Source organism: Shewanella loihica PV-4 (assembly GCF_000016065.1).
Classification (GTDB): Bacteria; Pseudomonadota; Gammaproteobacteria; order Enterobacterales; family Shewanellaceae; genus Shewanella; species Shewanella loihica.
Genome location: NC_009092.1, coordinates 2454163 through 2468661, shown reverse-complemented (window position 1 = coordinate 2468661; position 14499 = coordinate 2454163). Strand labels below are relative to the sequence as shown.

11 protein-coding genes are annotated in these 14499 nt (G+C 54.4%); 3 read left to right on the top strand and 8 right to left on the bottom strand.

Annotation, left to right across the window (positions count from 1 at the left end; genetic code table 11):
• Positions 1-68: 68 nt before the first annotated feature.
• From SHEW_RS11050 to rmuC, 5 genes are all read right to left on the bottom strand, one after another.
• Positions 69-2111: a transglutaminase TgpA family protein gene (locus SHEW_RS11050; RefSeq protein WP_011865926.1), complete on the bottom strand. Its 2043-nt coding sequence runs from the start codon at positions 2109-2111 to the stop codon at positions 69-71.
• The gene (locus tag SHEW_RS11045; RefSeq protein WP_223294706.1) at positions 2101-3096 is read right to left on the bottom strand and encodes a DUF58 domain-containing protein; all 996 of its coding nucleotides are present in this window, start codon (positions 3094-3096) and stop codon (positions 2101-2103) included. Before SHEW_RS11045 ends, SHEW_RS11050 begins: the two co-directional genes overlap by 11 nt.
• Positions 3097-3123: 27 nt before the next feature.
• Positions 3124-4035 carry an AAA family ATPase gene (locus tag SHEW_RS11040; protein WP_011865924.1) on the bottom strand — a complete coding sequence of 304 codons (912 nt, stop codon included), beginning with the start codon at positions 4033-4035 and terminating at the stop codon, positions 3124-3126.
• Positions 4036-4378: 343 nt separating this feature from the next.
• A complete protein-coding gene (locus tag SHEW_RS11035) occupies positions 4379-6316 on the bottom strand; it encodes a transglycosylase SLT domain-containing protein (RefSeq protein ID WP_011865923.1) in 1938 nt (645 codons plus the stop codon).
• A gap of 91 nt (positions 6317-6407) precedes the next feature.
• Positions 6408-7883 (bottom strand): DNA recombination protein RmuC, encoded by a 1476-nt coding sequence (gene rmuC / locus SHEW_RS11030; protein WP_011865922.1) that lies wholly within the window; start codon positions 7881-7883, stop codon positions 6408-6410.
• A gap of 181 nt (positions 7884-8064) precedes the next feature.
• Between rmuC and msrP the strand changes: the two genes are divergently transcribed.
• Together msrP and msrQ are read left to right on the top strand one after the other, a co-directional pair.
• A complete protein-coding gene (msrP, locus tag SHEW_RS11025; RefSeq protein WP_041406635.1) occupies positions 8065-9090 on the top strand; it encodes a protein-methionine-sulfoxide reductase catalytic subunit MsrP in 1026 nt (341 codons plus the stop codon).
• Between the two features lie 38 nt (positions 9091-9128).
• Complete coding sequence (gene msrQ / locus SHEW_RS11020) at positions 9129-9746, top strand: protein-methionine-sulfoxide reductase heme-binding subunit MsrQ (protein WP_011865920.1); 618 nt, start codon at positions 9129-9131, stop codon at positions 9744-9746.
• Here msrQ and SHEW_RS11015 read toward each other — a convergent pair.
• Together SHEW_RS11015 and SHEW_RS11010 are read right to left on the bottom strand one after the other, a co-directional pair.
• Positions 9743-11101 carry a diguanylate cyclase gene (locus tag SHEW_RS11015; RefSeq protein WP_011865919.1) on the bottom strand — a complete coding sequence of 453 codons (1359 nt, stop codon included), beginning with the start codon at positions 11099-11101 and terminating at the stop codon, positions 9743-9745. The two genes, msrQ and SHEW_RS11015, sit on opposite strands and share 4 nt — an antisense overlap.
• A gap of 14 nt (positions 11102-11115) precedes the next feature.
• On the bottom strand, positions 11116-12096 hold the full coding sequence (locus tag SHEW_RS11010) for an ABC transporter substrate-binding protein (RefSeq protein WP_011865918.1): 981 nt from the start codon (positions 12094-12096) through the stop codon (positions 11116-11118).
• Between the two features lie 225 nt (positions 12097-12321).
• Here SHEW_RS11010 and SHEW_RS11005 point away from each other — a divergent pair, with 225 nt between their 5' ends.
• The gene (locus tag SHEW_RS11005; protein ID WP_011865917.1) at positions 12322-13968 is read left to right on the top strand and encodes a methyl-accepting chemotaxis protein; all 1647 of its coding nucleotides are present in this window, start codon (positions 12322-12324) and stop codon (positions 13966-13968) included.
• Between the two features lie 35 nt (positions 13969-14003).
• Here the strand turns inward: SHEW_RS11005 and SHEW_RS11000 are convergent, their stop codons facing one another.
• Positions 14004-14318 (bottom strand): hypothetical protein, encoded by a 315-nt coding sequence (locus tag SHEW_RS11000; protein WP_011865916.1) that lies wholly within the window; start codon positions 14316-14318, stop codon positions 14004-14006.
• Positions 14319-14499: the final 181 nt, after the last annotated feature.

The following is a 14499-nucleotide window of genomic DNA, read 5'->3' as shown; positions in this document are numbered from 1 at the left end:
TAGCCTGCATCAACAACACCTGAACAAGCATCCTGACGTTATCGAACTAATTTGTATTTATGTGGCCACTAATCTGTGTTTTCGCTGGTAGCTAAGTTGCCCTTGAGCCTGAGGATAGCCAGGCGCAGGCGGCGCAGATCCTGTTTCAGCTGACGCTTAAGCTGTTTGCTGGCCTTTAGAGAGGGGGCGCGATATTTCAGCGTAATATAACTTGTGGTGTAGCGCGTCATTGGCTCACTCAGTTCGGGCGCGGCAGCGAGTACCCGTGTTTGATAGGCATCGACCGACTCACCCTGAGCACGGGGTAGGCCGCGTTTGGCCAGCATGGCACCTATCTGCTCAAATCCCGCAACGACAGGATCTGGGTGGCGAGTAAAGCGCAGCAAGCCGACGCTGTAGGCGATAAACAGGGCGATGACGCTGAAGGAGGCGATGATGAAGATCGCCAGTTTGGTGGCGTTGATCTCGCCAAGTAGTTCCTTGAGCAGTTGGCTTTGTCTCTCTTCATTGAAGCCCAGTACCCACTTGCTCCAGTAGTAATCTATGCTGGCCAGGGACATGCGCAAATTATTGAGCAGGGGATACTGACGCAGCCTCAGGCTGCTAAAGGGGTTGTTGATCAGATAGCTCTGCTCGGGGGAGAACATGGCATCGAAGCCTGCCTCGACCCGCTCGGGGGCGATCATGGCGGTAGGGTCGTAGCGGGTCCAGCCCTTACCCTCGAGCCATACCTCGACCCAGGCGTGGGCCATATATTGATAGACGCTGAGGTAACCGCCGGCCTGATTCCACTCACCGCCCTGATAACCCGTGACCATGCGGGCTGGCAGGCCTGATTGGCGGGCGAGAAACACCATGGCACTGGCGTAGTGGGCGCAGAAACCGGCGCGATTCTCAAACAGAAAGTCATCGATCTGCTGTGGGCCGACCCTAGGTGGCTCCAGGGTATAGAAATAGGGCGACTTGTTAAACAACGTCATGATGGCGTTAAGGCGCCGCTCGGGTTCCGGATAGTCGCGTTTCAGTTCAAGCCCCAATGCCTGAGATCTTGGATTGGAATCTTGCGGTAACTGCAGGTTGCGGCGTCTAAGCTCAGGTGACAGACGAGGATCCAGTTTCGCCTGCGGATAGGAGGAGACCCGATACTGGTATTTCTGACTCAGGGGCGCCTTGGCGTAGAGGCGGCCATCGGGCAGCTCTAGGATCTCCCGGGTATTGGTGTAGGCGAGATCCAGGCCGAAGAGCCAGTTTTGGTAACTGGGCTCGGCGATCACCTCATAGTTTATCGAGGTACCTTCGGGGCTAGGGCGAGCGTTTGATACTGTGAGCTGTCGTTGCAGCGTCTTGATGCCGGGATCTTGGGTCCAAGTTTTACCATCATAGTGATCCAGCACCAGGGCGCGCCAATAGAGCTGATTGTTGGCCGGACGGCGGTTATCGAAGGTGACGCGATAGGCCAGGGCGCTGGAGCGGGTCAGCTTGCCGATATCGCCGAAGGAGAGCTCGTCGCTGAGCCCTGTGGTGGCATTCTTGGGATTTGGCACCAGCCAGAGTGGCGGCAGTCTTGGCAGCACCATAAACAATACAATCGCCAATGGCAGGCTCTGCAGCATGATTTTGGCGCCAAGCTTGGCAGTGCGGCGAATGGAGCTGGCATTAAGATAGAGGCTGACCAGCACACAGATGTTAATGGTGGCGACCAGGGTCAGTTGCAGGGTAAACCAGAGGCTCTGTTTTTCGATTAGGGTGATTGCGATGAGGAAGAAGCCCACCAGCACCACGGCGCGCACGTCGCGTCTGTCACGCATCTCGATATATTTGAGGGCATAGCCCAAGATCAGCAAATTGATCAAACCATTAAGCAGGCCTATCTGCGCCGTGACTAAGGCGAGAGTGACAGCGGAGGCGATCGCCAATGTGGTGACCAGGTATCTCGGCGGCTTGGCGACTTTACCGGCAAAGATCCCCACTCGCCAGAGGAGGCAGATGGCGCAGATGGCCATGCTCCAGGGGGTCATCTTATCGTAGAGGGGCGCCAGCACGCTTAGGTTAACCAGCAGTAACCATAGCAGGCTTTGACGGCCGATGTTTTCGCTCTTGCTATCGGCCATGGGGACTCTCCAGATGCTCAGGATAGACGGCGACAGGATAGACGGCGAGAGTGGCGAGCACTAAACGTCTGTGTTGCTCGCCGCTGGCGGGCGCTAAGGTTTTGTTTGGAAGCTTGAGGCCGAAGAGCTGTCCCTTGGCAGCAAGTCTATCTGCGGCCCAGGTCAGCAGGCTAAGTTGCTCCTCTAACGGCGCGTTTGTGTCTAAGGTCAGCCATTGGGGCGCACTCTGGGGCTGCTCAAACTCTTTGGTGAGCATGCCGCGGCCCTGGGCCAGCTGTTTCCAGGCGATCTGATTGAGCGACTCGCCGGTGACGAAGGGCTTGAGGCCGCGAAACTCCTCGACGCCTATGACGCTCTTACCCATATCCTTCGCCTGATGATCGTCGCCTTGCTGCTCGGCGCTGAGCTCATATTGGCCCGCCTTGGGCTGGGCGAAGGCGATCTGCGCATTGGCGAGATCCACATGGGACCAGGCCCGGCAAAGCCCCAGAGGATAGCGGCTTTCTACCTTGAGGCGGCCGGGAGCGATCCAGCCTCGCTGGTTGTTGCTCAGGGGGATCAGCGCTTCTTGGGGCTTATCATCTACCCTGTCTATGGTCTGCACCTGGGTCTTGTCATAGCTGAGTTCCACCTGATGTTGCACCTGTTTGGCATGGAGGCAGATGCCATAGAGCAGGGTCTCGCCGGCATAGACCTCGGGCCCGGTTTTCGCCTCTAATGTCATGCCCGCCAGATTACGATAGCTGTAGATGATGCAGGTGTTGAACAGGCTGAGCAGCAAGATAGAAAGCCCGATCACCAAATTATTCTGATAGTTGGTGCCAAAAAGAAACAGCAAGACCACAAACAGCAGCCAGAAGAGGCCAAAGCCCGTGGGCAGGATAAAGATGCTACGGTGGGCCAGGGTCACCTTAGTGCTGGCAGGCAGGCGTCTGGCGATCCAGGCCTGCCACCATGCTGTTAATCTACTGCTTTTCGTCTTCATGCTGGCCATGGGCTTAATAAGTGAGGCTTACAAGATAGGATTGGTACTGGCGAGCAAGCGCTGAGAGAGGGCCTCGCCCTGTTGCTGGCTGGTGTGCCTTAGCCTGTGTTCGGCGACAGAGGCAAACACCGCCTGCACATCGTCGGGCACCAGATAGTTGCGTCCCTGAATGAAGGCCCAGGCCTTGGCGGCGTTGAGCAGCGCCTTGCTGGCCCTGGGCGACAGCCCGTAACCTTCGTTGAGCTGGCGTGAGCCTTTTACCAGGGCGAGAATATAGTTGAGCAGCGCCTCAGAGGCCTTAACCTTAGTCACCTGAGACTGCAACTCAATCAAGGTGAGTGGGTCGACACAGGCGGGCAGGTGTTGCTGCTGAGGTGAGATATCTTCCCCCTTCAGCATGGCCAACTCGGCGGTCTCGTCGGGATAGCCGATGGAAATCCGCATCATGAAGCGGTCGAGCTGGGATTCCGGCAGGGGAAAGGTACCCGACTGTTCGCTGGGGTTCTGGGTAGCGATCACGAAGAAGGGGCTGGGCAGGGCGTGGGTAACGCCATCGACCGTGATCTGCTGCTCGGCCATGGCCTCAAGCAGCGCGCTCTGGGTCTTGGGGCTGGCGCGGTTAATCTCATCGGCCAGGATCATCTGCTTGAAGATGGGACCTGGATGGAACACAAACTGGGACTGTTCCTTGTCGAAGATGGAGACGCCGAGAATATCCGCCGGCAGCATATCGCTGGTAAATTGGATGCGCTGATGGCTAAGCCCCAGGCTCTGGGCCATCCCCTGGGAGAGACTGGTCTTGCCCATGCCGGGCAGATCTTCGATAAGAAGGTGTCCCTTAGCGAGGATGCAGGTGAGGGCCAATTTTATCTGATGGGGTTTACCCAGAAGCACGCGTTGCAGCTGGTTTAAGATCGCCGTGATGCTGGTATGAGACATGGAACTCCTTAATGGCGAGCAGGTATTAATCAAAGAATAAAGTCGAAAATCACCATGATGATGACCTTTAACTATGAGGCAGAAGTCTATGATTGGCCAGCTTTTTTCATCTTTTTCTTAAGAGAAATATTGCTCTGAGTTTTGCCAGAATTTTGACATATCCTCTGTACTATTATCGGGGGGACTGCGGGGCCTATTGTGGGGGCTTGTTACGCGTAGCGAGGTGAGGCAAAGGTTTCATTTAAGCGCCAGCCTCTTGACGGCCAGTTGGACTTATCAAGAGGCTAACTAAGCAGCAGATGAAGGAGGAGATGAAGGAGGAGATGAAGGAGGAGATGAAGGGTTAATACTTGAACGCTAGCTCCTCGGCGGAGAAGAGGGCGACTGGCTTTTGCTGTCTCGCCTGGTAGATGGCGCGATAACTTAATACCGCCTGCACATACTCGCGGGTCTCGGTGAAGGGGATAGACTCGATAAAGGCATACACATCCAACTTGCCCTGGCTCTGCTCTAACCAGCGGGTTACCCTGTGGGGTCCTGCGTTATAGGCGGCAGTAGCCAGCACCCGATTGCCATCGAACTTGTCCAGTAGCGACTTGTAGTAACGGCTTCCCAATGCAGTATTGAGGGAGACATCGTAGAGGCTCTTGCTGCCGCTGTATTTCATGCCGTGCTTGCGGGCGGTCTCTTTTGCCGTAGCTGGCATCAGCTGCATCAAGCCGCGGGCGCCCACGCCTGATGTGGCGTAGGGATAGAAGGCGGACTCCCTGCGGGCGATGGCGCGGATCTCATCGATATCAACCTTGGCGCTCTTGCTGGCGGCCTTGAAGGCCTCGTCGGCGGCGTAGGGAAAGCGCAGCGTCATGTCGTTCCACAGCTGGCCCTGAATACTGGCCTGTACGGTCAGATCGTGCCACTGGTTGCGTTGGGCCAGCAGGGCATACTGCGCCTGTTTGTTCTGTGTATGGCGGCCAAGCAGCAACACCCATTCGGCGCGGGCATCGATTTTTTTATCCAGCGCCAACAGCTCTTCGACGCGGGCAAGGCCTGGGTCTTGGGTTAGCTGTGGCGTCAGACTCTCATCGAGCTGTGTGTCTATCTGCGCCAGGTTTATTGAGGTTGATATCAGGTCGGCCGCGGTAAAGCCGTAGAAGTTGCGTTGTTTACTTAAGCTCGGCAGCGCGGTCTCGGCCATCTCTGTACCTGTCTCCATCTGACGCCTGGCTATCCAATATTGCCAGCGGGCCTTCTGCCGCTTAGCCTCGCTTAGCAGGGGCAGGTAGTTGTCCAGACTCTGATTGTCCGCCTCTCGAATCGCCCAGCGCAGGCGCAGCGCCTTAAGATCGTCGCTGTCTGTCTTGGGCAGGCGACTGTCGACGAAGGCTTTGAGCTCTGTCTCCTGAGCAACTAGGGCGCGTTTCATCAGGTAGCGTGCCAGTTTCTGCCCCTGATAGTCGCTGAAGCGATGGGCCTTTTCATACTTAGTAAACAGGCTGACCGCCTTAACAAGATCTTTTCGGGCCAGACGTCTGAGACCTGCATCGACGATATCGCCATAGATGGTGGCCTTAACCTTGAAGCGTTTGGTGTGTCTCAGGCTGCGGGGATCTTGATAGACGGCCAGGAGTTGCTTGGCCTCTTTCTTGTGGGCGGTGACCTTACTGGCAAGATACTTGAGCAGGCCATACTCGCCACCGTTGAAGGCCAGTAACATGCGCGACCAGAGCAGAGATTGGCTTCGATTGCCAGCCTTTTCCCAGGCGTTAAACAGGGGGTCGCACTCCTTGGGGCGCGAATGACCGTGGAGCCAGAGCTTCTCGGCGCCGTCGAAGGCTGCGGCCTTGTCGCCCTGGCTTAGCTGGGCGCGGTAGTAATAGCACTGCAAGTTGATGCTGCGGGGCAGTTCAGGGCTCATGGCGAGAAAATCCTGCCAATGTTTTTGCTTACCGGCATTTTCCAGATAGCGGTGACGGGCGCTGTTATAGAGCGGTGTGCCATCGAAGCGCGCCATAGATTCCAGTGCCTTAGCCCCCGGCGCGTCGAGAATGCTATCTATCTCGGCGTGGTAGTCGAGATATGGGGTGAGGGGATAGCCATTGAGCTGTTTTCTCAGCGCCTGATAGCTGTCTAGTTGGCCCTTATCCAGTGCCTCTCTGGCATCCAGGTAGCGCTGCTGGGTTGGGGTTAAGCCGGCGGCCGACAGCGTCATGGGGATGAGCGCCCCTAAGCCCAAGAGGAGATAACGTTTTGCCTGAAAAAGTGTGCCTAACCGCTTTGGCATTGTCTTCCTATCCTTGTTTTCCTGCTGTGCTCGATTCGTCCAATGACGCAGATTTACCCATCTACTTGCCCATTTACAGTGTAATGTCGGATCAATTCAGTTTTATGTCATGCTCCAGGTGGTCACTGAGAGCCTTATCGAGCAACTGGTTATCCAGCTGCTTGTTGGTGGTGACGCCCATCTGCTGCATCTGGTGGGCCTGGCGGATCAGGTTGCCCTTACCCGTGCTCAGCTTGCCCATGGCCGCCTGGTAGTGCTTGTCCAGCGACTCCACCGCGCGGCCAATCTTTTCCATGTCTTCGAGATAGCCGCATAATTTGTCGTAAATCTTACCCGCCTGCTTGGCAATCAGCTGGGCGTTCTGGTTCTGATATTCATAGCGCCAGATGTTGTTGATGGTACGTAGCGCCACCAGCAAGTTTGTCGGGCTCACCAGCATGATATTGTTCTCCAGCGCATAGTTGATCAGGCTGGGTTCATGCTCGAGCGCCAACAGGAACGCGGGTTCCAATGGAATAAACATTAGCACATAATCCAGGCTTGTTAAGCCGTGAAGCGCTTGATAATCCTTTTGACTGAGGCCCTTGATGTGGTTGCGGATCGACAGACAGTGCTCCTTGATGGCGGCCGCCTTGACGGTCTCATCTTCGCTGTTGAAGTAACGCTCGTAGGCCACCAGCGACATCTTGGCATCGATAACTACATCTTTGTTTTCCGGTAGATGCACGATTACGTCCGGCTTGAAGCGTTTACCGTTGTCGTGTTTGAGATCCTGCTGGGTCTCATACTCGTGGCCCTCTCTGAGACCGCTCTCTTGCAGCACCCGCTCTAGGATCACTTCGCCCCAGTTGCCTTGCTGCTTGTTGTCTCCCTTAAGCGCCTTGGTGAGGTTGATGGCATCCTGACTCATCTGCAGGTTTAGCGCCTTGAGCGATTCAAGCTGATGCTTGAGGGCGCTACGTTCATTTTGCTCAACCGTGTAAGATTCCTGAACCTGCTTTCTAAAACCTTCAAGTTGCTGTTTAAAGGGAGACAGTACATTAGAGAGCTGCTGCTCGCTCTCATGTTGTAAACGCTGGGCTTTAGCATCAAAAATTTTGTTGGCGAGATTTTCAAACTGTTGGGTCAGGCGGGTCTCTGATTCATGCAGGTGCTTAATCTTGTCTTCCAGCGCCTGTTGCTCTGTCTCAAACTTTACCGTCAGGGTCTGCTGAATAGCATTAGACTTGGACAGGGCCAGTTGCGTCTCCATCTGTTTACGCTGGCTCTGCTGGAGCTGCTGCTCAAGATCGTCCGCGCGCTGGGCCTGGGCCTGGCTCATGCCGAGTAGATTGATCTGGTGTTCAAGCTTCTGGTTGAGCTGGGCGACATCGCTGCGCTTCTCTTCCAGCGAGGCTTCCAGCAGCGCGATGGCCGTGGTGTGCTCCTGGATGAGCTCCTCTCTGACCCTCTGCCACTTACTGCGGGTGAGTCGCTGATTGAGCAGGGCACCGATCAGCAGGGCTAACATGGCCACCGCGCCTAAGACGATGATTTGTGGGAGAGATAAAGGAAGTTCTGTCAACATAGTCGATACCCGTTATAAGCTTGGCGTTAAGCCTCTCATGAGGCCAGTGCAGGTTCAAGGGGAGATAGGGCAAATGACGAACACTTGTTCGTTAAATATTATTTAGGTGAAATTTTTTAAGGGTTTTGACTATCTAATTAAGCATGGGCTGAAACGCAATGGATAAAAGGTGGTAACAGATATGGCGAAGGGCATCATGGGTACAGGAAGAAAGGCTTGGCAAGAGAAGAGTGCGCTCGTCACGCCAGAGGCGGTATTTAACGATAGACGCAATATCATCAAGGCGCTCGGCCTCGGCGCGCTGGGGGCGAGCATACCCGGCCAGGTGCAGGCAGGGCTGTTTGATCTGTTCGGTAAGTCTGAGCCCCACGCCCCCTTTGTGACGCATCCGTTAGCCTTTAGCGGCAACAAGGCCTACGGCCAACAGGAGATCCTAACTCCTGAGAAGAAGGTGACCACCCACAATAACTACTACGAGTTTGGTACCAGCAAGACAGATCCCTTCGATAACGCCCAAGGCTTTAAGGTGGATCCCTGGACGCTGAGGGTCGAGGGTTTGGTAGACAACCCGCTGACACTGGATCTGGATGACCTGACCAAGTTGTTGCCACTGGAGGAGCGCATCTATCGTCTGCGCTGCGTCGAGGCCTGGTCTATGGTGATCCCTTGGGTGGGCTTTCCCCTGAAGGCGCTGCTGGCCAAGGCCGGGGTCAAGGCCGGCGCGACCCATGTTGCCTTTGAGACCCTGTTCGATCCCGATCAGATGCCGGGGCAGAAGAGCCGTTTGATGGGCGGCGGTATACATTACCCCTATGTCGAAGGCCTAAGGCTGGATGAGGCGACCAACGAGCTGGCCTTCATGGCAGTCGGTCTCTATGGTAAGACGCTACCACCGCAAAACGGTGCGCCTATTCGACTGGTGGTGCCCTGGAAATATGGTTTCAAGAGCATCAAGTCGGTGGTGCGGATCCGCGTGATGGACAAGCAGCCACCCACCAGCTGGAATCAGTTGGCGCCTCACGAATATGGCTTCTACGCCAACGTGAACCCCGAGGTGGACCATCCAAGGTGGTCTCAGGCGACGGAGCGTCGCATAGGTGAGGGCGGGATCTTCTCGGCCCAGCGTATCGCAACCTTGCCCTTTAATGGTTATGGCGAGCAGGTAGCCCATCTCTATAAGGGGATGAACCTGCGCCAGTACTATTAAGCCTTCATTTATTAAAGTGACCCAGTAAGGAGAAGCCTTTGTTTCGATTGCAAGCCAGGCATCTGTTGCCCTTAAAGATAGCTTTTCATCTTATCGCCCTGGTGCCCTTGGTGGTGCTGGTGTGGCGCGTATTAAATGACCAGCTTGGGGGCGATCCCGTCCAGTACATCATCCACTACACCGGGATGGGGGCGATCAATTCACTGATCGCCGTGCTGCTGATCTCGCCGGTGGCGAAACACTTTAAGTTAGGCCTCTTGATGCAAACCCGACGCTTGGTGGGCCTGTATGTGTTTGCCTATGCAAGCTTGCATATCTTGGCCTTCTTGAGTCTGGATCTGCTGTTCGCCTGGCAACTGCTGCTGAGTGAGATTGTTAAGCGCCCCTATATTCTGGTAGGCGCCACTGCCTATCTTATCTTGTTGCTGCTGGCGATCACCTCCTTTGCCAGGGTTAAACGCGCCATGGGGCGTCGCTGGCAACAGCTGCATAACTGGGTCTATCTGGTGGCCTTGCTGGCGCCTATCCACTTTTATTGGTCGGTGAAATCTGAGGTGATAGAGCCGAGTCTTTATCTTATCGGCTTGATTTGCTTGCTACTTATCCGGGTTAATCTCAAGCAGTTGCAGCGGCGCCTGTCGCTGCGGGCCAACTAGCCAACCTGAGTTTCATCTATTTGGCTTTCATCTACCTGGCGCTTGTCAACCTGGCGGGCTACCTGCTCGGTAAAGCGGTGGCTGTTCCCCTTAACCTGCTTGGCCTGGTACATGTTGTCGTCGGCGACTTTGATCAGGCTGAGGCGGGTGAGTTCGTCGCGCGGATACATGGCTACGCCTATGCTGACGGTGAGTGAAACCGTGGTGCGGCCACAGACGATAGGCGGTGAGATCTGACGTATGATCTTATCGATCACTATGGTCACCTCCTCGATGTCGTTGATGGGTTCGAGCCAGACCACGAACTCATCTCCCCCCAGGCGGCCACAGATGTCTGAGCTTCGCACCGCACTCTGCATACGCCTCGCCGCCGTCGACAGCACCTTGTCGCCATTGTCATGGCCCAGGCTGTCGTTAACCTGCTTAAATTTATCCAGATCGATAAACAACATGGCCGCGTGCATCTGGGTGCGCTGACAGCGGGCGATGGCGGTATCTATCTGGCGCTCGAAGGCGCTGCGGGAATAGAGGCCGGTGAGATCGTCGTGTTCCGCCACATACTTGAGCTTCTGAGTCTGGCGCTTGAGTTGCTTGGTTTGCGCCGCCACCTCGCCCTGAAGTGCCTCCTTGCGTATGGTGGTCTCCTTGAGCTTGTGGGTCATGGTGTTAAATTTCTGCGCCAGTATCGCTAGCTCGTTCTGGTGGACTATCTCGATATGACTGTCCAGATCCCCCTGGCTGAGTTTGCTGATCCCCATCTTCATGCGGTGCAGGCTCTCTCTGAACGCTTTGAGAGTCGACATGGTAACCAGCAGCGAGATGACTGAGCCTGCCAGCAGGAAGAGAATCGTGGACGAGAGGATCTGCGATTGCTGTTCGGCCAGGCTGTCGATCACCAGGCGCTGCAGACTGGTGAGATCTTCACTCATCGACTGTATCGTGATGTTAAACCGGGTGGTTAACATGCCGCGGGCGGAGGTGATGCCCCGTTGTGGGGGCGAGCTCATATGCTGCTGGGTGAGTTTGAGCAGTGCGGCCAGGCTGTCTGCCTGACGATTCAAATTGGTGGTTAATACTTTGGTTGCGGGCGCTAAGAACTGCGCCTCGGCAAGTTTGGCCTTGAGCTGTTGATGGGCGTTGAGGGTCTGGGTCAACACCTCCTCATCCTGAAACTCCTGCAGGGCCCAGAGCCGGCTTCTGAGCACATCTATGCTGCTTTCTAGCTGCATGATATGGGAAAGCTGCTGCAGGTTCTCCTGCTGTATGTGTTTCAGCCCGGCAAAGGTTAACAGTATGGTAGTTGTCAGAAAAAGGCTGATAAAGAGCAACAATTTCAACCGGGTATTGATCATCATTTGCTGTTAACGTCCTAGTTATCGAGCGCCTGCTTGAGTGCTGAATCATCCAGAAGCAGCCTAAAATCCGGGGTGGTCTGTGCATCGACGGCGCCGCTGGCAATGGCCCAGCGCGCCTGCGCATGTAAATTTGAGATCAGTGAGTTATTTAAAGATAGCCGAAATACGTAATCATTCCACGCCCACTCCAGTTCGGACAAGGAGATATCTAGATAGTCGCTGATGATCTGCTTGGCACTTTGAGGGTGCTGATTAATAAAGTTTTGTGCACTCTTTAACGCCCGCAGAATATCGGCATGCTGCTTCTCATGCAGCCTGGCGTTGACCGCCGAGGTAACCAGGTTGAAGGAGAGGTTGTAGATCCCTTTACCCGGGTATTGATAGATGGTATCGCCATGCTCTTCGATCAGCTTATAGCCGAAGGGTTCCCATACCGAGATGGCGTCGACGTCACCGGCCAGCAACGCTGGCCCTAACGCCTGGGGGGACATGAATACCTTCTGAAAATCCTGCTGTTGATGACCACTGATGATCAGGAACGCATCGGCAAAGAACTCGCTGGAGCTGGCTTTGACCATGCCTATCTTCTTATCGCTTAGCTGGGTGATGCTCTTGGGTTGTTCATCGTTGAGGGTGAGTAGCTTGAGATCGTTATCCGACTCGACAAAACTTGCCAGCAATCGAAAGTCGCTACGCTGAAAGCCGTTGAACATTATCACGGTTTCCGAGCTGGTCGCCAGATCCGCAACGCCCTGTATCATTGCCTGAAAACAGAGGTGACCACCGCGCAGCGGGATAAGTTCGATATCCAGGTTATAGGGCTTAAACAGCTCAAGCTCCCTGGCGATGATCAGCGGGGCACTCAGTGGCGTGGTAGAGGTTGCTATTTTTAACTTAATGGGTGGCTCGGTAGCGGGCGCCTTGCCACCCCACCAGTTGATCGATAAGAGCCCCATAACGACTAAGACCAGAAGCACTATTCCCTTAGCTTTCATCGTGAAAGATTACCCTTATAAAAAGTACTGACACTTTAGTTTAGTTGTTATCGGCCGACAGAGACGAATAATTAACCAATAGGTATTATATCCTGCTTTTGACCCCTGTTTATTCCACTAAAGTATGCATTTATAGGTAGTTAGCGGCTTTGACAAAAGGTTTTGAATGGGCGAGATTTAAAGGGTTGCCCTATTTTTCCTGTCACTTGCCTGAAGGTGATCGCCATGAACGCCATTTACGCCCTGTTTCGCAAGTTTAAAATTGCCCATCGTTTACTGTTTATGTTGCTGCTTGCCATCGTCGCGACCGGTATCATGTTTGTGTTTGCGCTGGCAAATATCGAAGAGGTCTTGGTTAAGGAGAAACAGGCCAAGTTATCGGCCCTGTCCGATGTTGGCGAGAAGGTGATCAGCCAGTTTTATGAGGCGTCACAAGCTGGCAGCATGAGTGAGGAAGAGGCCAAACGCAACGCCATCGCTGCCCTGGATGCCCTGAGGTATGAGGGTAACGAATATTTCTGGACCATAGATAGGCAGGGGATCATGGTGCAGCATGCCTTCGCCAAGAAGTTGGTGGGCACCAATGTGTTGGGGATGAAAGATCCCAATGGCGTCAGGCTATTCGAGAAGATGGTGACAGGTACGGCAAATAGCGATTATGCGCTGATCGAATATATGTGGAATCGCCCCAATGCTTCGGCGCCGAGCCCTAAGATGAGTGTGGTCAAACGCTTTACTCCCTGGGGATGGATAGTCGGCACCGGCATCTATGTAGATGATATCCAAGAGGAGATGCAGGCCTTCATCTACAAGTATCTGCTGATCTGCATTGCGGTGTGGCTGCCGGTGATCCTGATCTTAGGGGTGATTTCCCGCAGTATCTCGGCGCCTATGGCCGACACCATAGCCGCCTTCGAAAATATCGCTCGCGGCGAAGGCGATCTTACTCTGAGGCTCGAAGAGTCGGGCCGGGATGAACTCAAACAGGTGGCGGCGAGCTTTAATGAATTCGTTGCCAAGATACAGGCGCTGGTTAATTCGGTGAGCGCCTCTGTGACCCACAGCCGCGAACTGGCCGAAGGCCTGGCGGATATCTCGGCCCAGGCCAGTATGGTGACGGCCAACATGCAGGCGGAGACCCAAAGTGTCGCCACCGCCATCAATGAGATGTCCATGGCTTCCTCCGAGGTGGCGTCCAATGCCCAGCTAGCGGCCGATAGTGCCGGCAGCGCCGATGGCGAAGCCGATGATACAGTGGCCGTGGTCGATGGCGCCGTAGCTAAGATAAAAGGCCTGTCTAACGAGTTAGAGGTGACTGCCGATGAGGCTCAGGCGCTGCAGATAAGTTCAGGCAAGATAGGGCAGATCTTGGATGTGATCGTTGGCATCGCCGAGCAGACTAATCTGCTGGCGCTAAACGCGGCCATCGAGGCGGCGAGAGCCGGCGAGGCCGGGCGCGGCTTTGCGGTGGTGGCCGATGAGGTGCGCACCCTGGCCAGTCGAACTCAGGAATCGACCCAGGAGATCAATGCCATCATAGAGGCTATCCGCGCCTCGGTAGACAGTGTCAACGCTTCGGTGGCCAGGGCCAAGGCGCAGTCGGAGCAGACGGTAGGTGAAACCAGTCAGGTGGTGGAGGCGCTGCAGACCATCAAGTCTTCCATCAGACAGATCTCCGACATGAATATCCAGATCGCCACTGCGACCGAGGAGCAGAGTGCGGTGATCGCCGAGCTGAATATGAATGTGACCCGGATTAACGATATTTCACTGGAGAATCAGCAGAAGAGTGAAGAGATTGGCAGTACCAGTGAGCAGATAAAATCGGGCTCGGCGGATCTTGAATCCCTTATTTCGACCTTTAAGCTGTAATGGAAAATAACCTGCTATCTGGCAGGTTATTTGGATTACTTTGTTCCTTGCTGCATGATCTCAAGTACGTGGTCGTAAGAGATACCATATTCGCGGGACAGGTTAATTACCTTGGTCTTATAGGTCTGAATGTTTTCCTGGCGGGCCAGATTGGCCTGTTCTTCATCGACCAGTTTGCCAACGACCTCTTGCAAAATCAGCAATCTGCGCAGGTTGAAGTCTAACGATCTAAGATATTTATCCATCTGCGCATGGGTGCGGGCCTGACTCAGTTCGCTGCTGTGTTTTTGCTCGTAGCCATATTCGTCGAGCGCAGCCATTGCATCATGTAAATTGAGATGATCTGTCATGTGATTCCATTATCGCTTGGTCGATATTGGTCAATATCGACGGGTCTATTAGCCAGGGTCTTGTGTTTATTATCTTGATGATTAAATCGCCAACCTATATTAGCGAAGGCACATTCTAAAACCGATCGAATTTAAATTCATCTAATTTTCATTTTATATTCGTCTTGTTATAGTAACTTAA